The organism is Isoptericola sp. GX10416 (assembly GCF_056590155.1).
This window is the reverse complement of sequence record NZ_JBWPVO010000010.1, coordinates 118,520-137,453: the sequence shown is the minus strand read 5'-3', so window position 1 is coordinate 137,453 and position 18,934 is coordinate 118,520. Positions and strand designations below refer to the sequence as shown.

Sequence of the window (18,934 nt, the reverse complement as noted above, 5' to 3'; positions counted from 1 at the left end):
CACGGAGGCGCCCCCGGAAACAGCACCTTACGGCTCAACGCCGACATCGCGTCGACCATTTCACGGACCGGTCGCGACGTTCACAGGATCCAGACCGGACCGTGACCTGGTCGAAACCTCAGTCCGGGGCCTGGCCGACCTCGCGCCGCACCTTGCGGATCTTCTTGTCGGACACCGGCCGCTCGCCGAGGTCCTCCTCGGTCCAGGTGTCGTCCGGGGCGGGGTGGGCGCCCTTGGCCGGGCGTCGCTTGCGCTCCGGCGGCTCCACGCCGTCGGCCAGACGCCGCGCGCTGACCAGGAAGCCGGTGTGCCCGATCATCCGGTGCTGGGGGCGCACCGCCAGGCCCTCGAGGTGCCAGCCGCGCACCATGGACTCCCAGGCGCTCGGCTCGGCGAACCGGCCGTCGGACCGCAGGTCCTCGGCGGTGCGGGAGAGCTGGGTGGCCGTGGCGACGTAGCAGATCAGCACCCCGCCCGGGGCGAGCACGCTCGCCACCGCGTCGATGTTCTCCCAGGGTGCGAGCATGTCGAGCACCACGCGGTCCACCGAACCAGGCTCGACGACGTCGTGCACACGATCGGCGAGGTCGCCGGTGTGCAGCTGCCACGCGGGGTGCGGACCGCCGAAGAACGCCTCGACGTTGCCGCGCGCGACGGCGGCGAAGTCCTCGCGCCGCTCGATGGAGTGCAGCTCGCCCGCGTCGCCGACGGCGCGCAGCAGCGACATCGTCAGCGCGCCGGAGCCCACGCCGGCCTCGACGACGCGAGCACCGGGGAAGATGTCGGCCATCTGGACGATCTGGCCGGCGTCCTTGGGATAGACCACGGCGGCGCCCCGGGGCATCGACAGCACGAAGTCGCTCAGCAGCGGACGCAGCGCGAGGTACTCGATGCCGGCGGTGTTGGTCACCACCCAGCCCTCGGGCCGTCCGATGAGCTCTTCGTGGCGGAAGTAGCCCTTGTGGGTGTGGAAGGTCGCGTTCTCGGCGAGCGTGATCGTGTGCATCCGACCCTTGGGATCGGTGAGCTGGACCTTGTCGCCGACGCGCAGCGGACCACGCCGCAGGTCGGCACCGGTGGCGGAGGAGGAAGTCACGGTCGACCAGTCTACTTTCGACCGGGCGGACGCAGCGCGGCCGCCACCCCGGCGACGTCCAGGACGCCGCTCACCCGGACGCCGTCGAGCACCGGGACGACACGAGCACCGCCCGAGGTGCGGGCCAGGTGGTCGAGCAGGTCGGGTCCGGACTCGTGCGCCTGGACCGCGGAACCGGCCGTGAACGGGACCAGGACCGCGTCCACCGGGGTCGCCGCCGCGACGTCGGGCGGCACGGCGGCCGCCGCACGGGCGTCGATCCACCCGAGCGGGGCGCCCGCGTCGTCGACCACGACGACGGCGACCTCTGCCCCGCCGGCGTTCGCCCGGGAGGCCAGCGCCCCGGCGACGGCGTCGACCCCCGCGCCGGTGGGCACGACGACGGCCCCGGTCGACAGCGTCGCGACGTCCAGCGCGGCGACGCGCTGGTGACGGCGGCTGGACCGGATCGCGTCGGTCGCGCCTGACCACAGGAACGCCCCGATGATCGCCGCCCACATCACGGTGAAGACGTCGGCCTGGCGCCCCTGCAGCAGCGGCCACGCGAGCGCGACGACGACCAGCCCGATCCCGACGACGCGACCGGCCCAGCCGGCCACGAGCGTCCCCCGCGTCCGGGAGCCGGTCACCGCCCAGACGCCCGCCGCGAGCACCTGGCCGCCGTCGAGCGGGAGGCCGGGCACGAGGTTGAAGACGCCCACGAAGGCGTTGGAGAAAGCGCCCGCGTACAGCAGGAGCGCGGGCACCGACATCTGCTGCTGGGCCTCGAAGGCGAGCCAGAACGCGGCGGCGAGCGCCAGGTTCGTCAGGGGGCCGACGACGGCGACGAGGGCGACGTCGCCGGGACGTCGGTCGCTGCCGGTGTAGGCCGTGTGGCCTCCCCACAGGGTCAGCGCGAGCTCGTCGACCCGGTACCCGCGGGCGCGGGCCACCAGGGCGTGCGCGACCTCGTGCAGGAACACCGAGCCGAAGAGCAGCAGGACGAACGCGGCGGACACCACCACCACGCCGACCAGGTCCAGGCGCGGGGCGAACGAGCGCACCGTCGGGGCGAAGAGCAGGGCGAGGACGACGGCGGCGACGGCCCAGGACCGGGTGATGACCACGGGGGCACCGGCGATCCGGCCGACGGTCCAGCCGGGAGAACGGGGAGGCACCGCTCCAGGCTATCCGGGAGCGGCGGTCCGGCCGTGTCGGCCGTGCGCCATAGGGTGGCGGGATGACGACGACCGCGGACCCCACGGCCGACTCGGCGGCTGACTCGACGGCCGACCCGGCGGGCGGTCCGGACGCCACGCCCGACGTCGACTCGCCCAACTTGGCGGACGCGCCCCCCCGCCGTCCGGCGCTGTCTCCGTCGCGCGCGAACGACTTCCTGCAGTGCCCGCTGCTGTTCCGCTTCCGCACGGTCGACCGCCTGCCCGAGCCGCCGTCGTCGGCGGCCGCACGCGGAACCTTGGTGCACGCCGTCCTGGAACGGCTCTACGACGCGCCCCTGGGCGAGCGCACGCCGCAGGCGGCGCTCGACCTGCTGCCGGGCGAGTGGGACCGCCTGGTGGAGGCAGAACCGCGGTACGCGCAGCTCTTCACGTCCGGCGGCGACGCCGAGGGCAACTCCGTCGAGGACTGGCTGGGCACGGCGGGCAAACTGCTGGGCACGTACTTCACGTTGGAGGACCCGAACCGGCTGGAACCCGAGTCCCGCGAGCTGCGCGTCGAGTCCCAGCTCGACGACGGACCACTGCTGCGCGGGATCATCGACCGGATCGACGTCGCCCCGAACGGCATGGTGCGGGTGGTCGACTACAAGTCGGGCCGGTCACCGCGCCCCGGTTTCGAGAGCTCGGCGCTGTTCCAGATGCGCTTCTACGGCCTGGTCGTGTGGCGCGAGCGCGGCGTGCTGCCCGCGATGCTGCAGCTCGTCTACCTCGGCGACGGGCAGGTGCTGCGCGCGCAGCCGACCGAGCGGGAGCTCGAGGTCACCGAGACCAAGGTCCGCGGCATCTGGGACGCGATCGAGGCCGCTGCGCGCCGGGGGGAGTTCGCCCCGAAGCGCAGCAAGCTGTGCGGATGGTGCGCCCACCAGGCGGTGTGCCCGGAGTTCGGCGGCACTCCCCCGCTCGTCACCCCCGATCAGCTCCGCGAACGGCTCGGCGTCGACGTCTGAGGCGCGTCAGCGCATGAGGTCGACGACCTCGCCGCGGGCGATGCGTCGCAGCACGCCCAGGTCGACGTCCGTGAGGCTGCGGGCGCGGCTCAGGCCGGGCTGCTCGACGATCGGGTGGACGGCCTCGACACCGAGGGTCCGCGCGCCCGACGCGAGCGCCGCGGCGATACCCGTCGGTGAGTCCTCGATGGCGACGCACTCGGAGATGGCGACACCCAGTCGTGAGGCACCGACCAGGTAGGCCTCCGGGTCCGGCTTGCCGCGGCTGACCTGGTCACCCGTGACGAGGGTCCGGAACGCTCCCGGCACGTGCGCGACGACGGCGTCCGCGAGCACGGAGTAGCTCATGGTCACCAGGGCGCAGGGCACGCCCGCGCGCACGACGGCGTCCAGGAGGTCGAGCGCACCGGGTCGCCACGGCACCTCACGGGCGACCGCGACGCTGACCTTGCCCAGCAGGTAGTCGACGATGCGTGGCACGGACAGGTCGACGCCGGCCTCCCGGAGCCGCTGCGCGCCGAACGTCAGCTCGCAGCCCGTGAGCTCCAGCGCCTGCTCGTGCGACCAGGAGCCACCGTGGTCGGCGACCAGGGCGAACTCCGCCTCGTGCCAGTACGGCTCGGTGTCCACCAGGGTGCCGTCCATGTCCCACAGGACGGCGGAAGGCAGCCCGTCCGATCCCGAGGCAGGGGCGTCGGCGGAGGCATGACGTGCGGCGGTGTTCAGGGTGGGCTCCAGACGTGGCGCGGGCGGACGGTCAGGCACGTCGAGGCTACCTGCACCGGTCGCCGAGATCCCGCGCCGGCCGACCTCGGGGGCGGGTGTCGGCCAGGAACGACCACCACCGCGCTGTATAGGGTGGCCAGATGAGCACGGAGCCCTCGTTCGGCCGTCACGCCGCACGTCAGACCGTCATGATCGCCGCGTTCGAGGGGTGGAACGACGCAGGTGGGGCCGCGAGCGGGGCTCTGGAGCACCTGAGCGAGGTGTGGGATGCCTCACTGCTGCGCGAGCTCGACCCGGAGGACTACCACGACTTCCAGGTCAACCGGCCGACGATCACTCCGAGGGACGACGGCCGCCGTGTCGTGGCCTGGCCGACGACCACGATCTCGGTGGCGGAGCTGCCGGACCGTCGGGTCGTCCTGGTGCACGGCATCGAGCCGTCGTTCCGGTGGAAGTCGTTCTGCCGCGAGCTGCTGGACCTGGCGGACGAGCTGGAGGTCCGCACCGTGGTGACCCTCGGGGCACTGCTGGCCGACGTGCCCCACACCCGCCCGATCCCGATCTCCGCGACGACCGAGTCCGAGGGCCTGCAGGCCGTGCTCGACGTCGAACCGAGCACGTACGAGGGGCCCACCGGCATCGTCGGGGTCCTGCAGCACGAGGCCGCCACCCGCGGCTTCCAGTCCGTGTCGCTCTGGGCGGCCGTGCCCCACTACGTCGCCAACCCGCCCTCGCCCAAGGCGACGCTGGCGATCCTGGCGCGCGTCGAAGAGCTGGTGGCCGCCGCCGTCCCCCTCGGCGAGCTCGTCGAGGACGCCGAGGCGTGGCAGCACGGCGTCGACGAGCTCGCGGGCGAGGACGCCGAGATCGCGGAGTACGTGCACCAGCTCGAGGAGGCGAAGGACGCCGCCGAGCTGCCGGAGGCCTCCGGCGAGGCGATCGCGCGCGAGTTCGAGCGCTACCTGCGTCGTCGGGACCCCGGCCCCGAGAAGGGCTGAGCCTCCTACAGGCGCACGCCCAGCAGGGCGTTGACGGCGCGCGCGACGACGCCGGGAGCGCCCTCCTCGTCAGACGTCGTGTCACGGCCCGGTTCCAGGGAGCGGTCCGCCCAGGCGTCCACCGCGGCGAGCGCGCGGGGCGCGTCGAGGTCGTCGGCCATCGCCGCGCGCAGCTCCGCCAGGAGCGCGTCAGCCGCAGGAGCGCCGTTGCCCGACACCGCCGCGCGCCACCGGTCGAGCCGAGCGACGCCGTCGTGCAGCACCTGGTCGGTCCACTCCCACTCGGTGCGGTAGTGGTTCGCGAGCACGCCGAGACGGATCGCCATCGGGTCCACGCCGTCGCGGCGCAGCGCCGAGACGAGCACGAGGTTGCCGCGCGACTTGCTCATCTTGTGGCCGTCGTAGGACACGAGCGCCGCATGGGTGTGCGCCCGCGGCGCACTGTGCGGGCCGACCAGCATGCGCCCGTGCGAGACGGACATCTCGTGGTGCGGGAACACGAGGTCCGCGCCGCCACCCTGGACGTCGAACGGCAGGCCGATCCCGTCCTGGGCGATGACGGCGCACTCGACGTGCCAGCCGGGTCGTCCCGTGCCGAGGTCCCCCGCCTCCCAGGCGGGTTCGCCCGGACGCTCGCGGCGCCACAGCAGCGGGTCCAGCGGGTTCTTCTTGCCCTCGCGGTCAGGGTCGCCCCCGCGCTCGGCGAACAGCTCGGCCATCGTGGCGTCGTCGTACCCGGAGACGGCGCCGAACGCCGAGTCCGCGCCGAGGTCGGCGTAGACGTCGCCGAGACCCGGGTCGTCGCCCCCGGCACCCGGCTCGACCGGCACGCGGTACGCGGTGCCGTCGGCGAGCATCCGGCTCACGGCCGCGACGATCGGCGCCATGTGCTCCACGACGCCGGTCCACGGCGCGGGCGGAACGACACCCAGCGCCGTCATGTCCTCGGCGAACAGGGCGATCTGGTCGCGGGCCAGATCGCGCCAGTCCACGCCGGTGGCCGTCGCGCGCTCCAGGAGCGGGTCGTCGACGTCCGTGACGTTGGAGCAGTACGTGACCTGCTTGCCGGCGTCGATCCAGGCCCGGTGCAGCAGGTCGAACGCGATGTACGTGGCCGCGTGCCCGAGGTGGGTCGCATCGTACGGCGTGATGCCGCACACGTACGTGCGAGCGGTGTCTCCTGGCGCCGCGTCGACCGCTCGACCGGTCGTGGTGTCGTGCACCATCACGGTCGGACGACGGCCGTCGAGGGGGGCGGGGAGCTCGGGGATCTGCGGGAGAGGCCAGGAACGCACGGCCTCAGGGTACCGGCGTCAGACGTGCGCCCCGGAGTTCGCGTCGATCGCACCTGTCAGGAGCAGGATCACGACGACCGCGGCGAGCCCGTACCGGTAGTAGACGAACGGCCTGTAGGAGTAGGTCGAGACGATCTTGAGGAACCCGATGAGGACGACGTACCCGACGACGAACGCCATCAGCGTCGCCAGCACGATGTCCATGGCGTCGGCCGAGCCGGGGGCGGCGTCGCCGCCGGCGGCCTTGGCGATCTGGTAGAAGCCGGACCCCAGCACCGCCGGCACCGCCAGCAGGAACGAGTAGTCCGCGGCTGCCTTGCGGGTGAAGCCCATCGCGAGGCCCGCGGTGATCGTGCCGCCGGACCGCGAGACGCCCGGGACCAGCGCCAGCGACTGGGCCAGCCCGAACCCGATCGCCCGCTTCGGGGTGAGCTCATCGATGTGCCGCACCCGCGCCCCGTACCGGTCGGCGACATCGAGCAGGATCGCGAAGACGACCAGCATGACGACGGTGATCCACAGGTTGCGCAGCGTGGTCTCGATGGCGTCCTGGAACAGCAGGCCGAGCACCACGATCGGGACGGACCCCAGCGCGATGTACCAGGCCATGCGGGCGTCGGAGTCGTGCGCGCCCATCCGGGAGCGCCAGTCGCGCCCGTGGTCGCCGCGCAGGGAGGTCCACCACCCGATGCACACGGCCTTGATCGTGCGCCGGTAGTAGAGCAGCACGGCCGTCTCGGTGCCGATCTGGGACACGGCCGTGAACAGCGCCCCCGGGTCCTGCCCACCGATCAACTCGCCCACGATGCGCAGGTGCGCGCTGGAGGAGATCGGCAGGAACTCGGTGAGGCCTTGCACCAGGCCGAGGAGGATCGCTTCCCAGGAACTCACGAGCGGCCACACTACCCGGCGCGGTACCGACGTCCGCACCGACGCCGCCGGTAGGCTCCGCCGCATGGAACGACGGCAGGTGGGCTCGGCGGGACTGCGCGTCTCCGCCCTGGGGCTCGGCACGATGTCCTGGGGACGCGACACCGACAGGGCTGACGCGGCCGACATCCTGCGCACGTTCCTGGACGGTGGAGGCACCCTGGTCGACACCGCGGCCTCGTACGGCGACGGCGACGCCGAGCAGGTGCTGGGTGAGGCGCTGGACGGCCAGGTGGCCCGCGACGACGTGGTGCTCGTCACCAAGGCTGGGGTTCGCAGCGGGGCCGCCGGCCCGCGGCGCGACGCGTCCCGGGGCGGTCTGCTCGGCGAGCTCGACGCGTCGCTGCGCCGGCTCGGCACCGACCACGTCGACCTGTTCCTCGTCGCGTGCCCCGACCCGACCACACCGCTGGAGGAGACGGTCTCCGCCCTGCGGCTGGCCGTCTCGTCGGGGAGGGCACGCTACGTCGGGCTGTCGAACCATCCGGCCTGGGCCTCGGCGCGTGCCGCGACCCTGCTGGAGTCGGACGGGACGGGCCTGGCGGCCCTGGAGCTGGAGTACTCGCTGCTGCAGCGCGGCATCGAGCGCGAGATCGTCCCCGCCGCGCTGGACCTCGGGACCGGGGTGCTCGCGTGGTCGCCGCTCGGGCGCGGCGTGCTCACCGGCAAGTACCGCCGCTCGGTCCCTGTCGACTCCCGGGCGGCGTCGGACCATTTGGCCGGGTTCGTGGGGCAGTACCTCGAGGACGCCGGGTCGGCCGCCATCGTGGAGGCCGTGGCCACCGCTGCGGACGGCCTGGGGCGGGCGCCGCTGGAGGTCGCCCTCGCCTGGCTCCTGGCCCGTCCCGCGGTCGCCTGCGCCGTCGTGGGCGCTCGCACGCCCCTGCAGCTCAAGGGCGCGCTCGCAGCAGCGGACCTGGTGCTGCCCGGCGAGGTGCACGCCGCGCTCGACGACGTGTCCGCGATCGACGTGGGGTATCCCGAGCGCTGGTAGGCCTCAGCTCGCGCTGACCTCGACGTCGTCGAGGTCGTCGAGGTCGTCGTCCTCGTCGTCGTCCTCGTCGTCGCCGTCCTCGTCGAGGTAGAACGGCGTCACCTCGGTGTACACCTGGGCGAGCGAGTCCTCGTACACCTCGAAGGCGTCGGCGAGTACCTCGTAGGCCTCGTCGACGGCGGGGTCGTCGTCGCCCCGCCGCGTCGAGACGGCGTGGAAGTGCCCCTCGAGTGCAGCGACGAAGCGGTCCAACGCGGCGCGCGGGTCAGCGGTCATGCTCTGACGTTAGCGCCAAGAGGGGCACAATGGGCACACGAAAACGGTGAACGACCGGCAACGGGAGGCGAGCCGATGGCATCCAGCTGGCGCAGGCACGGACAGTACGAGTACCGCGTGGTCACGATCGACAGAGACGTCTCCGTGCCGGACGCACGCAAGATGCTCACCGAGGAGGCCGAGTACGGACGCTGGGAGCTGGCCCGCAGCCGCCTCTATCTCGGCGGCGAACGACGGGTGTGGCTGCGCCGCAAGATCATCAAGGCACGCTCCACGCTCTGAGTGGACACGTTCCGCACGGCGTGTGCGGCCGCTCCCCCGGGCTTCTTCGCGGCGGAGGCCGCCGGCCTGCGCTGCCGGTGCTCAGCAGGTCGACAGCAGGCGGTCCAGGACGCGGGTGCCGAACTTCAGGGCGTCGGTGGGCACCCGCTCGTCGACACCGTGGAACATGCCCGCGAAGTCGAGGTCGGCGGGCAGGCGCAGCGGGGCGAACCCGTAGCCGGTGATGCCCAGGCGTGCGAGCGACTTGTTGTCCGTGCCGCCGGAGAGCGTGTACGGCAGCACGGCGGCGCCCGGGTCCTCGGCGTGCAGGGCGTCCACCATGGCGTCGACGAGACCACCGGAGAACGGCACCTCGAGAGCCTGGTCGGCGTGGATCGTCTCGATGCGCACCTGCGGCCCGACGAGCGCGGCGAGCGTCTCGTGCGCCTCCGCCTCGTGCCCGGGCAGGGTCCGCACGTCCAGGGTCGCCGACGCCGAGCCGGGGATGACGTTCGCCTTGTACCCGGCGTCGAGCTGGGTGGGGTTGGTGGTGTGCCGCACGGTGGCCCCGACGAACTTCGCGGCCGGGCCGAGCGCGGCGACCAGGGCGTCCACCAGCGAGGGGTCCGCACCACCGTCGGGGTCGAACGGCAGACCGGTCAGGTCGGCGACGCCCCGCAGGAGGCGTTCCACCGTGGGCGTCAGCGTGTACGGCCAGGCGTGCCGGCCCACGCGCGCGACGGCGGCCGCGAGCTCGGTCACCGCGTTCTCGTGGTTGACCTGCGAGCCGTGCCCGGCGCGGCCGTCGGCGACGAGGCGCAACCAGGCGAGGCCCTTCTCGGCCGTCTGGACCAGGTAGGCGCGCCGTCCGCCGACCTCGACGGAGAATCCGCCCACCTCGCTGACGGCCTCCGTGGCGCCCTCGAAGAGCTCCGGGTGGTGGTCGACGAGCCAACGGGCGCCGAGCACCCCGCCCGCCTCCTCGTCGGCGAACATCCCGATGACGACGTCGCGCGCCGGGCGCCGGCCTTCGCGCACCATCTGGCGCACGACCGCCAGGATCATCGCGTCCATGTCCTTCATGTCGACGGCGCCACGGCCCCACAGCATGCCGTCGATCTCCTCGGCGGCGAACGGGTCCACGGACCAGTCGGCCGCCTGGGCGGGCACGACGTCGGTGTGACCGTGCAGCACGAGCGCGCCCCGCGACGGGTCGGTCCCCTCCCAGCGTGCGACGACGGACGTGCGTCCCGGCGCGGACTCGAAGACCTGCGGCTCCAGCCCGACGTCGGCCAGCAGCGTCGCGACGTGCTCGGCCGCCTTGCGCTCCCCCGGTCCGGAGTCGTCGCCGAAGTTCGAGGTGTCGATCCGCAGCAGGTCGCGGCAGATGTCGACGACCTCGTCGGCGGCGGTGGTTCCGGGGCGAGGTGCGGTGGGGGTGCTCACGACGCCACCGTACCCAGTCCGCGGCGCGCCAGGAGCGGGGCGATGTCGGCGTCGCGCCCGCGCAGGTCCCGGAACGAGTCCAGAGGGTCCTGCGAGCCGCCGCGCGCGAGCAGCAGCCGGCGGAACGCGTCCCCGTTCGCCCGGGTCAGCCCGCCGTTCTCGTGGTACCACTCGACGGTGTCGGCGTCGAGGACCTCGGACCAGATGTAGCTGTAGTACGCGGCGGCGTAGCCGGAGCCCCACACGTGGTTGAAGTAGGTGGTGCGGTACCGCGGCGGCACCAGGACGCCATCGAGCCCGGCGTCAGCGAGCGCCGCGTCCTCGAACGCCGCCACGTCGTCGATCGACGTGGGCACGTCGCCGGGACCGAGCCGGTGCCACGCCTGGTCGAGCAGGGCGGCGCCGAGGTACTCGGTGGTGGCGAACCCCTCGCCGTCGGCGCGGGCGGCGAGCAGGGTGTCGACCCACTGCGCGGGCAGGGGCTCGCCGGTGACGTGGTGGACGGCGTAGGAGCTCAGGATCTCCGGTTCCCAGGCCCACATCTCGTTGACCTGGGAGGGGAACTCCACGAAGTCGCGCGGCACGCTGGTGCCCGCCTGGGACGGGAAGCGGACGTCGGACAGGAGCCCGTGCAGCGCGTGGCCGAACTCGTGGAAGAGGGTGATGACCTGGTCCCAGACGAGGAGGGTGGGCCGCCCCGCCTCCGGCTTGACCACGTTGAGGTTGTTGATGACCACGGGCCGCTGCCCGAACAGGTGGTTCTGCTCGACGAGGCTGTTCATCCAGGCGCCGCCGCGCTTGGTGGGTCGGGTGTACCAGTCCGCGAGGAACAGGCCGAGCCCTTCGCCCGGCGTGCCGGGCTCGGGCGCGTCGAAGACCTCGAAGACGCGCACGTCGGGGTGGTATCCCACCAGGTCGACGCGCTCGGCGAACGAGAGCCCGTACAGGCGTCGGGCGGCCTCGAAGACACCGTCGTGCACGACGCGCTCGAGCTCGAGGTAGGGCCGCAGGTCGGCGTCGTCGAGCGCACGGCGCTCGCCGCGGACCTGCTGGGCGAGGCGCGCCCAGTCCGCCGCTCGCAGCTCGGCGTCCGGCGAGGTCCGGTGCAGGTGGGCCGCCAGCTCGTCGGCCTCGGCGCGGGCGTTCACGACGGCGGGCGGGGCGAGGCGGTCGAGCATCTGCGCGACGGCCTCGGCGCTGCCCGCGGTGGCGTCCTCGGCGACGTAGGCGGCGTGGTGCGGGTAGCCCAGGAGCCGGGCGCGCTCGGCGCGCAGCCGTGCGATCTCCAGCAGCACGGCGCGGGTGTCGTGGTCGTCGCCGTGCGTGCCGCGCGACTCGCTGGCCCGCTGGACGCGCTCCCGGACGGCGTCGCTCGCCAGCGAGGCGACGACCCCCTGACGGGTGGGGAGCTGCAGGACGAGGAGCCAGCCGCCGGGGTGGCCCGCGTCGGTCGCGGCCTGGGCCGCCGCGGCGACCTCGTCGTCGGTCAGCCCGGCGAGGTCGGCGGGGTCGGTGAGCAGCACCCCGGAGGACTTCTCGCCCGCCAGGAGCCGGCGCCCGAACTCGGCGGACAGCTCGGACAGGCGGGCGTTGAGCTCGCGCAGCCGTTCCTGGTCGGCGTCCGCCAGGGTGATCCCGGACCGGCGCAGGTCCTTGAGCCAGGTGCGCAGCAGCCACGCCTCGTCGCCGGCGAGGTCGATCTCGCCGGCGTCGGCCCGCTCCTGCAGGGACAGCAGGCGGGCGTGCAGCCGCCCGTCCTGGTGGATCGCGTCGTGGTGGGCGGCGAGCAGCGGCGCGAGGCGGGCGTGCACGTCCTCGACCTGCGGCGTCGCGTCGGCGCTCACCAGCGTGAACAGCACGGTGCTCGCGCGTTCCAACAGGCGACCGGAGCACTCGAGGGCCTCGAGCGTGCCGGCGACCGTGGCGGGCGACGGGTCGGTCGCGATCGCCTCGATCTCGGCCCGCTGCTCGGCCAGGCCGGCGAGCACCGCGGGTTCCAGGTGCTCGACCCGCACGGCCGAGAAGTCCGGCAGCTCGTAGGGGAGGTCGGACGGGCGGGCGAACGGGTTGTCCGGAGCGAGTGCCATGACGCCATCCAACCCCATCGCCCGGCCCGCGCACGAAACGTTTCGCACGGTCGCCACGCGGCGCACGCGTGGACGACGCTGGAGGGAACTGTCCGACGAACGAAGGAGTTCGACATGCGACGACTCGCAGCCCTGGCCGCCGCGGTGGTCCTGGGCGCGGCAGGCCTGGTGGTGGCGACCGCGCCGCCGCCGGCCGAGGCCCACGGCGCCGAGGTGTTCCCCGGGAGCCGTCAGTACTTCTGCTGGCTCGACGGCACCTCCGCCGGCGGCGACATCACGCCGAAGAACCCGGCCTGCGCCGACGCCGTGGCCGCCAGCGGCAAGACGCCCCTGTACAACTGGTTCGGCAACCTCGACTCCAACGGGGCCGGACGCACCGTCGGGTACATCCCGGACGGGCGCATCTGCGACGGTGGCGGCAGCGGGCCGTACGACTTCGAGCCGTACAACGCTGCCCGCACCGACTGGCCGACGACGCACCTCACGGCCGGCGAGACGTACGAGTTCCAGCACAACAACTGGGCGGCCCACCCGGGCCGGTTCGACGTCTACGTGACGCGCGAGGGCTTCGACCCGACGGCGCCGCTGGGCTGGGACGACCTGGAGCTGATCGACTCCGTCGTCGACCCGCCGGCGACCGGTGGTCCGGGCGGGCTGAACTACTACTACTGGGACGTGACGCTCCCGGCCGACCGCTCCGGGCGGCACATCGTGTTCACGCACTGGGTGCGCTCGGACAGCAACGAGAACTTCTACTCCTGCTCCGACGTCGCGTTCGACGGCGGCGACGGCGAGGTCACCGGCCTCGGCGACGACGGCCCCGACCCCACGCCGACGGTCACGGCCGAGCCGGAGGGCTGCCCGGACGAGGCGCCCGTCGCCCCCGCCACCCCGCCGGGGGCGTCGAGCATCACCGCCACGAGCGCCCACGTCATGTGGGGCCTGGCGCCAGGAGGATGCGTCACGGGCTTCGACGTCCTCGACGCCGGGACCGGCGAGGTGATCGCCGCCACCGACGGCGTCCCGATGGTGGACCTGGAAGGACTGGAACCCTCGACGGAGTACTCCGTGACGGTCCGTTCCCGGAACGACAACACCGGTGCGGTGTCCGCCGAGACCGCCGTGGTGACCTTCACCACCCTCGTGGGCGACGTCGAGCCCAGCCCGACGCCCACGCCCACCGACGAGCCGACCGGCGAGTGCGAGGTCGCCTACCAGGCGTCGCACTGGGGCGGGAACCAGCCGGGCTACACGGCCTCGGTCACCGTGACGAACACCGCGGACGCGCCCGTGACCGGCTGGGTCGTCGAGTTCGAGTACCCGGGCGGGCAGCGGGTCGACGTGCCGGGCTGGAGCGCGACGCTCACCCAGTCCGGCACCACCGTGACGGCCGAGCACCCCGCGTGGTCGGGCACGATCGCCCCCGGACAGTCGGCGACCTTCGGGTTCAACGGCGCGACCACGGGGTCCGGGCACCCGGCGCCCACGGGCTTCACCCTCAACGGCGCGGCCTGCGCCTGACCCACCGCGAGGCGCCGGTCGGAGCTCCCGACCGGCGCCCCGCGGCGTGTCCGCGGGTCAACCGACGGGCCGCACGCCGTCGGGCCCGAGCTCCAGGAACGTCCCGACGCCGATCCGTCGCAGGAACGAGCGGTCGTGGCTGACCACCAGGACCGCGCCCCGGTAGTTGCTCAGCGCCTCCACCAGGCGGTCCGTGCTGGCCAGGTCGAGGTTGTTCGTCGGCTCGTCCAGCACGAGGAGCTGGGCGGGCGGATCCGCCAGGAGCATGCGCGCCAGGTGCACGCGCAGACGTTCTCCGCCGGACAGGGTCGCCACCGGCCGGTCGACCTGGTCCCCGCGCACCAGGAACCGCGCCAGCCGGTTGCGGAGCTCGCCCGGTGCCACGTGCGGGGCCCCGGCGCGGACGGCGTCGAGCACCGTGTCGTCGTCGTCGAGGTCGTCGAGGCGTTGCGGCAGGTAGCCCACGCGTCCGGTCAGGATCTCGCCCGACGACGACGGGCCGGCCAGCAGCCGCTCCAGCAGCGTCGTCTTGCCGACGCCGTTCGCGCCCGTCAGGGCGACCCGTTGCGGTCCGGCGAGGATCACCTCGCGCCCGTCCGCCCCGCTCAGCACGGCGATCCGGCGCCCGGCCGGCACGTCCGGGTCGGGAAGGTCGACGACGATCCGGTCGTCGTCGCGCACGGCGCGCTGAGCGGAGTCGACCGCCGCGAGCGCGGCGGCCTCCGCGGCGTCGGCGGCACCCCGTCGGCTCCCCTGGGACTTCTCGGCCGCGTTGCGCCGGTCGTTGACGACGGCCTTGACGTACTTGCTGTTCGCGGCGTCGGTGCGCCCCTGACGCTGCGAGTGCGCGATGCGCTCGCCCGTCTTGATGCGTTCGCGCCGCTCCCGGCGCCACGTCTGCTCCGCGTCGCGCACCGCGCGCTGCGCGGCGACCTGCTGGACGCCCAACCACTCCTCGTACGCGGAGTAGGGCCCGCCGTGGGTGGTGAGCGAGCCGGTGCGCAGCTCGGCGGTGGCGTCGACGAGCTCCAGCAGCTCGCGGTCGTGCGAGACGACGACGAGCGCCCCGCGCCAGGTGCGCACGAGCTCGACGAGTCGTTCGCGCGCCGCGCCGTCCAGGTTGTTCGTGGGTTCGTCCAGCAGCGCGACGTCCGCACGCCCCAGCCGCACACCGGTGACCGCCGTGAGCACCGTCTCCCCGCCGGAGAGCGTGCCGACAGTACGGTCCAGGACGCCGGGGGCGCTCGGCAGGCCGGCCGCGGCGAGCGCGGCCACGGCACGCTCCTCGACGTCCCAGTCGTCGCCGACGACGTCGAACAGCTCGGGTCGGACGTCGCCGTCGGCGATGGCGCGCACGGCGTCCAGGGGTGCCCGGACACCGAGCAGGTCCGCGACGGTGGCGCCGACGTCGAGGGTCAGTCGCTGCGGCACGGAGGCGACGGCTCCGGCGACGGACACGCTGCCGGACGTGGGTGTCAGGTGCCCGGCGACGAGACGCAGCAGCGTGGACTTGCCGGTGCCGTTGTCACCGACGAGCCCGGTGCGCCCGGCGCCGAACGTGCCGGACACGCCCGCGATCGGGGTGGCGCCGTCGGGCCAGGAGAACGTGAGGTCGCGCAGGACGACCGCGGGAGAAGGAGAGGTGGGGGCAGGCATGAGGCTCCGCGGGTACGAGGTCGGTGCGCCGACGTCGTCCGTCCACCGGGGGGTGCACCGGTCCGGGTGCGGGTGGGCAGGGTCAGCGCAGGGTCGGACCGACCATGGAGTCCGTCACCTGAGTTTCCCTTCGCCCGTCCCCTCTCACCTGCGGCCAGCCCGCGGGGACGGCGTCCACTGTCGCACCCGGTGCCCGGTCGGCGCAACGGCTATGGCGCACGTCACCGGACCCGCAGCCACTCCTCGAACGCCTCGGGGCTCGTGAGCCGCGGCACGTAGCCGAGACCTTCCTTCAGCCGGGTGTTGTCGAGCACGGGCCGGTACTGCAGGAACCCCACCCGCTCGGGCCCGTGCACCGTGAGGCGCAGGGACCTGGCCACGCGCAGCAGGCCGGCCAGCAGCGGGGCAGGGACGGCCACCGTCCTCTTGCCGAGCCGGCTCGCGATGTCCTGGACCGTCATGCGGCCGTCCCCGCAGACGTTGAACGCGCCGGTGGCCGCACCCGTCGCGCCGGCGACGATCGCCCCGGTCACGTCACCCACCCAGGCGAAGACGAACGGGCTGTCGCTCCCCCGCACCCGCAGCAGCCGTGGGGCGTCCCACAGCGCCGTGATCTGGTTGGCCACACCGGGACCGAGGATCGTGCCGATGCGCAGCACCACCTGTCCCAGCCCGGGATGCTCGGCGCGGTACCGGGCCAGCATCTCCTCGACGAGCCGCTTGTGGCGGGAGTAGGTGAACTCGTCGTTGCCGCGCAGCGCGTCGGTCTCGTGCAGCGGCACGGGGTTGTCGGCGTGGTACCCGTAGGCGGCTCCCGAGGACGAGATCACCACACGCCGCACCCCGGCCGCCACGCAGGCGTCCAGGACGTTGCGGGTGCCGTCGACGTCCACCCGGTACTCGGTGGCCTCGTCGAGCGTGCCGGGGTTGACGATGGCCGCGAGGTGGACGACGACGTCGACGCCGTGCTCGGCGACCGCGCGCCGGACGGCGTCGGCGTCCGTGACGTCGAGCGTCACGGATGACGCGCCGTCGGGCAGGCGGGCGGGCGGACGGACGTCGGCGGAGACGACGGCGGTCACGTCGTCGCGGGCCGCGAGCGCCGCGACGGCGTGCGAGCCGAGGAAGCCCGACCCGCCGGTGACCAGGACCGTGCTCATGCGTCCACCGATCCGCGGGTGCGGGTGCGTCGCGCCCAGACGGTGGCGAGCACGAGGCCCGCGACGATGTCCCAGATCCCCCAGAAGCCCGCCACGACCGCCATCCCGCCGATGCCACCGAAGAACGTGAAGACGAGGCCGAGGCCGAGGCCCGCGTTGCGGATGCCGGTCTCGAAGGTCATGGCCTTGACCTCGCGCGGGCCGAGGCCACCGAGCCGCCCGGTGAGATAGCCCGTGCCGAGCGCGACGACCTCGTGGCAGAACACCGCCACGAGCACCATGGAGATGTAGGTGACGAAGACGTCGAAGTTCCCGGCGAGCGCGGCGACGATGAAACCGACCAGGGCGACCAGGCTGAACCAGCGCACGGGCTTCTGCAGGCGAGCCGCGACGCGGGGCCAGCGGGCCCTCACGGTGAGCCCGACAGCGAAGGGCACGCCGATGACCAGCGCGATCTCGGCGAACATCCTCACCGGGTCGAGACTGACGTCCGCGAGGATGTCGCGCGCCGTGGGGTGCAGACCGCCCCAGAACGCGATGGAGAGCGGCATGGTGAACACGTAGACGGCGTTCGCGACGGCGGTGAACGACACCGACAGCGCGACGTTGCCCCCGGCCCGGTAGGTGAGCACCTGGGAGACGTTCCCGGGCGGGCAGCAGGCCACCAGGATGAGCCCCAGCGCGACCGAGGCCTGGAGGTCGAGGAGCAGCGTGAGGGCCAGGGTGACCGCCGGCAGCACCAGGAGCTGCGCGCCGAGCGCGAGCGCCATCGCCTTGGGGGCACGGCGCACGACGGCGAAGTCCGACGGGGCGGTGTCCAGGGCGATGCCCAGCATGATCAGCCCCAGCACGACGGAGAGGACCACGAGGTTGCCGCCCGAGAAGGCGACGGCGGCGTCGTCGATGTTCATGCTGCCCCCCTCGAGGCGAGCCCTGGGGTGGCGTCGGGTGCGAGGTCGGCCGCGAGGCGGCGCACGGTGCGCCGGTAGGCGTCTTTGTTGACGTAGTAGCTCATGCGTTCCAGCCCGAGGTAGCGGTACCCGCCGGTGAGGTCGGGCCAGGGCTCGGCGAGACGCGCCCTGAACCGGGCCGCGCGCGACGCCGCGGCGGCGTCGCCGTCGTCCCCGGCGGCGTCGGCCGCGAGGTAGCGGGCGACGAGCTCGGCCTGCTCGGCGCGGCCCTGCCAGCCGATGCCCGAGGCCTCCAGCATCCCGACGACGAACAGCCCGTTGGCCGACGGCGGCACGATGTTGCAGAACAGCCGCGGCGAGGTGCCCGAACCGGGTCCGTCCCACGCGAGGTGCGCAGGGTCGAGGAACGGGTAGTCGAGCCGGTAGCCGGTGGCCAGCAGCACGAGGTCGTAGTCGCCCGACGTGCCGTCCGCGAAGCGCACGGTGCTGCCGTCGACGGCGTCGAGGTCGGGACGCACCCGGAGGTCACCCTGGCCGGCGTGCTGCAGCACCAGGGAGTTCACCACCGGGTGGGACTCGTAGATCTTGTGGTCGGGGGCCGGGAACCCGAAGCGCTGCGGGTCACCGTTGAGCAGCGTGAGCAGCCGGGAGTCCACGGCCTGCTTGACCCGGGCGGGCAGCGGGCGCCCCTGGTTGAGGGTGTCGGTGGGACGGCCCAGCAGGTAGCGGGGCACGAACCAGTAGCCGCGCCGCACGGACAGGTCGACGGACGCCGCGCGGTGCACGGCGTCGACCGCGATGTCGCAGCCCGAGTTGCCGCCGCCGACGACGAGCACCCGCTTGCCCGCGAACACCGCCGCGCTCTTGTAGGCGCTGGAGTGCAGCACCTCGCCGGAGAAGTACCCCGGCAGGCTCGGCACGTTCGGTTCCGCGAGGGTGCCGTTCGCGACGACGACGTGGCTGAACCGCGTGACGTCGGCGCCGTCGGGTCCGGTGGCGTGCACGTCCCAGCCGGACGCCCCGCTGGCGTCGCCGTCGACGGGTTCGACTGCGGTCACCCGGGTGCCGAACCGGACGTGGCGGCGCAGGTCGAACGTGTCGGCGTACGTGCGGAAGTACCGCAGGAGCTCGCGGTGGCTCGGGTAGTCGACGTCCGAGTCCATCGCGAGCTCGGCGAACTGCGTCGTCGTGCGCGACGAGATGAGGTGCGCCGACTCGTAGACCGTGGACCGCGGGTTGTCGATGTCCCACAAGCCACCGACGTCCTCGTGCGCCTCGTAGCCGGTCCAGGTCAGGCCCTGGCGGTCCAGGGCACGCATGGTCGCCAGACCGGATGGACCCGCCCCGATCACCGCGACGTGTCGTTGCAGCGCCATCGCCTCGTGCTCCTTGCTCACCGCCCGCCGAGCG

The 18,934-nt window shown here is 73.4% G+C and carries 17 protein-coding genes; 5 read left to right on the top strand and 12 right to left on the bottom strand.

Annotated elements, in window-relative coordinates:
* Positions 1–118: 118 nt before the first annotated feature.
* Both ACWAT2_RS14720 and ACWAT2_RS14715 read right to left on the bottom strand, forming a co-directional pair.
* Complete coding sequence (locus tag ACWAT2_RS14720; protein ID WP_480049046.1) at positions 119–1,096, bottom strand: tRNA (adenine-N1)-methyltransferase; 978 nt, start codon at positions 1,094–1,096, stop codon at positions 119–121.
* Between the two features lie 11 nt (positions 1,097–1,107).
* Positions 1,108–2,253 carry a site-2 protease family protein gene (locus tag ACWAT2_RS14715; RefSeq protein ID WP_480049045.1) on the bottom strand — a complete coding sequence of 382 codons (1,146 nt, stop codon included), beginning with the start codon at positions 2,251–2,253 and terminating at the stop codon, positions 1,108–1,110.
* A 62-nt stretch (positions 2,254–2,315) separates the two neighbouring features.
* Between ACWAT2_RS14715 and ACWAT2_RS14710 the strand changes: the two genes are divergently transcribed.
* A complete protein-coding gene (locus ACWAT2_RS14710; RefSeq protein ID WP_480049044.1) occupies positions 2,316–3,263 on the top strand; it encodes a RecB family exonuclease in 948 nt (315 codons plus the stop codon).
* Between the two features lie 6 nt (positions 3,264–3,269).
* On the opposite strand, the gene ACWAT2_RS14705 is transcribed toward ACWAT2_RS14710, so the two are convergent.
* Positions 3,270–4,028 carry an HAD family hydrolase gene (locus tag ACWAT2_RS14705; protein WP_480049043.1) on the bottom strand — a complete coding sequence of 253 codons (759 nt, stop codon included), beginning with the start codon at positions 4,026–4,028 and terminating at the stop codon, positions 3,270–3,272.
* Between the two features lie 101 nt (positions 4,029–4,129).
* On the opposite strand from ACWAT2_RS14705, the gene ACWAT2_RS14700 reads away from it, so the two are divergent.
* A complete protein-coding gene (locus tag ACWAT2_RS14700) occupies positions 4,130–4,987 on the top strand; it encodes a PAC2 family protein (protein WP_480049042.1) in 858 nt (285 codons plus the stop codon).
* A 5-nt stretch (positions 4,988–4,992) separates the two neighbouring features.
* Here ACWAT2_RS14700 and mshC read toward each other — a convergent pair whose 3' ends face one another.
* Positions 4,993–6,282 (bottom strand): cysteine--1-D-myo-inosityl 2-amino-2-deoxy-alpha-D-glucopyranoside ligase, encoded by a 1,290-nt coding sequence (gene mshC / locus ACWAT2_RS14695; protein ID WP_480049041.1) that lies wholly within the window; start codon positions 6,280–6,282, stop codon positions 4,993–4,995.
* Positions 6,283–6,300: 18 nt separating this feature from the next.
* Positions 6,301–7,173, bottom strand: coding sequence for an undecaprenyl-diphosphatase UppP (uppP, locus tag ACWAT2_RS14690; RefSeq protein WP_480049040.1), 873 nt, complete (start codon positions 7,171–7,173; stop codon positions 6,301–6,303).
* A 64-nt stretch (positions 7,174–7,237) separates the two neighbouring features.
* Between uppP and ACWAT2_RS14685 the strand changes: the two genes are divergently transcribed.
* Entirely contained in the window at positions 7,238–8,206 is a 969-nt protein-coding gene (locus tag ACWAT2_RS14685; protein ID WP_480049039.1) for an aldo/keto reductase, read from the top strand.
* 3 nt (positions 8,207–8,209) lie between these two features.
* On the opposite strand, the gene ACWAT2_RS14680 is transcribed toward ACWAT2_RS14685, so the two are convergent.
* Positions 8,210–8,482, bottom strand: coding sequence for a primosomal protein (locus ACWAT2_RS14680; protein WP_480049038.1), 273 nt, complete (start codon positions 8,480–8,482; stop codon positions 8,210–8,212).
* Between the two features lie 75 nt (positions 8,483–8,557).
* Between ACWAT2_RS14680 and ACWAT2_RS14675 the strand changes: the two genes are divergently transcribed.
* A complete protein-coding gene (locus tag ACWAT2_RS14675; protein ID WP_418277005.1) occupies positions 8,558–8,764 on the top strand; it encodes a DUF5703 family protein in 207 nt (68 codons plus the stop codon).
* 81 nt (positions 8,765–8,845) lie between these two features.
* Here the strand turns inward: ACWAT2_RS14675 and ACWAT2_RS14670 are convergent, their stop codons facing one another.
* Positions 8,846–10,189 carry a M20/M25/M40 family metallo-hydrolase gene (locus ACWAT2_RS14670; protein WP_480049037.1) on the bottom strand — a complete coding sequence of 448 codons (1,344 nt, stop codon included), beginning with the start codon at positions 10,187–10,189 and terminating at the stop codon, positions 8,846–8,848.
* On the bottom strand, positions 10,186–12,276 hold the full coding sequence (locus ACWAT2_RS14665) for a M3 family metallopeptidase (protein WP_480049036.1): 2,091 nt from the start codon (positions 12,274–12,276) through the stop codon (positions 10,186–10,188). Before ACWAT2_RS14665 ends, ACWAT2_RS14670 begins: the two co-directional genes overlap by 4 nt.
* A gap of 114 nt (positions 12,277–12,390) precedes the next feature.
* Between ACWAT2_RS14665 and ACWAT2_RS14660 the strand changes: the two genes are divergently transcribed.
* Complete coding sequence (locus ACWAT2_RS14660; RefSeq protein WP_480049035.1) at positions 12,391–13,797, top strand: lytic polysaccharide monooxygenase; 1,407 nt, start codon at positions 12,391–12,393, stop codon at positions 13,795–13,797.
* Between the two features lie 57 nt (positions 13,798–13,854).
* Here the strand turns inward: ACWAT2_RS14660 and ACWAT2_RS14655 are convergent, their stop codons facing one another.
* The 4 genes from ACWAT2_RS14655 to ACWAT2_RS14640 form a co-directional block, all read right to left on the bottom strand.
* The gene (locus ACWAT2_RS14655) at positions 13,855–15,453 is read right to left on the bottom strand and encodes an ABC-F family ATP-binding cassette domain-containing protein (RefSeq protein ID WP_480049034.1); all 1,599 of its coding nucleotides are present in this window, start codon (positions 15,451–15,453) and stop codon (positions 13,855–13,857) included.
* A gap of 221 nt (positions 15,454–15,674) precedes the next feature.
* Complete coding sequence (locus ACWAT2_RS14650) at positions 15,675–16,613, bottom strand: SDR family oxidoreductase (protein ID WP_480049033.1); 939 nt, start codon at positions 16,611–16,613, stop codon at positions 15,675–15,677.
* Positions 16,610–17,524, bottom strand: coding sequence for a bile acid:sodium symporter family protein (locus ACWAT2_RS14645; protein WP_480049032.1), 915 nt, complete (start codon positions 17,522–17,524; stop codon positions 16,610–16,612). The genes ACWAT2_RS14650 and ACWAT2_RS14645 overlap by 4 nt, the downstream gene beginning before the upstream one ends.
* Complete coding sequence (locus ACWAT2_RS14640; RefSeq protein WP_480049031.1) at positions 17,521–18,900, bottom strand: flavin-containing monooxygenase; 1,380 nt, start codon at positions 18,898–18,900, stop codon at positions 17,521–17,523. The genes ACWAT2_RS14645 and ACWAT2_RS14640 overlap by 4 nt, the downstream gene beginning before the upstream one ends.
* Positions 18,901–18,934 lie beyond the last annotated feature (34 nt).

What these genes read in the sequence shown, in the direction of transcription:
- ACWAT2_RS14710 (WP_480049044.1), top strand. Translation starts at nt 2,316, where the DNA reads ATGACGACGACCGCGGACCCCACGGCCGACTCGGCGGCTGACTCGACG.
- ACWAT2_RS14700 (WP_480049042.1), top strand. Translation starts at nt 4,130, where the DNA reads ATGAGCACGGAGCCCTCGTTCGGCCGTCACGCCGCACGTCAGACCGTC.
- ACWAT2_RS14685 (WP_480049039.1), top strand. Translation starts at nt 7,238, where the DNA reads ATGGAACGACGGCAGGTGGGCTCGGCGGGACTGCGCGTCTCCGCCCTG.
- ACWAT2_RS14680 (WP_480049038.1), bottom strand. Translation starts at nt 8,482, where the DNA reads ATGACCGCTGACCCGCGCGCCGCGTTGGACCGCTTCGTCGCTGCACTC.
- ACWAT2_RS14675 (WP_418277005.1), top strand. Translation starts at nt 8,558, where the DNA reads ATGGCATCCAGCTGGCGCAGGCACGGACAGTACGAGTACCGCGTGGTC.
- ACWAT2_RS14665 (WP_480049036.1), bottom strand. Translation starts at nt 12,276, where the DNA reads ATGGCACTCGCTCCGGACAACCCGTTCGCCCGCCCGTCCGACCTCCCC.
- ACWAT2_RS14660 (WP_480049035.1), top strand. Translation starts at nt 12,391, where the DNA reads ATGCGACGACTCGCAGCCCTGGCCGCCGCGGTGGTCCTGGGCGCGGCA.
- ACWAT2_RS14655 (WP_480049034.1), bottom strand. Translation starts at nt 15,453, where the DNA reads ATGCCTGCCCCCACCTCTCCTTCTCCCGCGGTCGTCCTGCGCGACCTC.
- ACWAT2_RS14650 (WP_480049033.1), bottom strand. Translation starts at nt 16,613, where the DNA reads ATGAGCACGGTCCTGGTCACCGGCGGGTCGGGCTTCCTCGGCTCGCAC.
- ACWAT2_RS14645 (WP_480049032.1), bottom strand. Translation starts at nt 17,524, where the DNA reads ATGAACATCGACGACGCCGCCGTCGCCTTCTCGGGCGGCAACCTCGTG.
- ACWAT2_RS14640 (WP_480049031.1), bottom strand. Translation starts at nt 18,900, where the DNA reads ATGGCGCTGCAACGACACGTCGCGGTGATCGGGGCGGGTCCATCCGGT.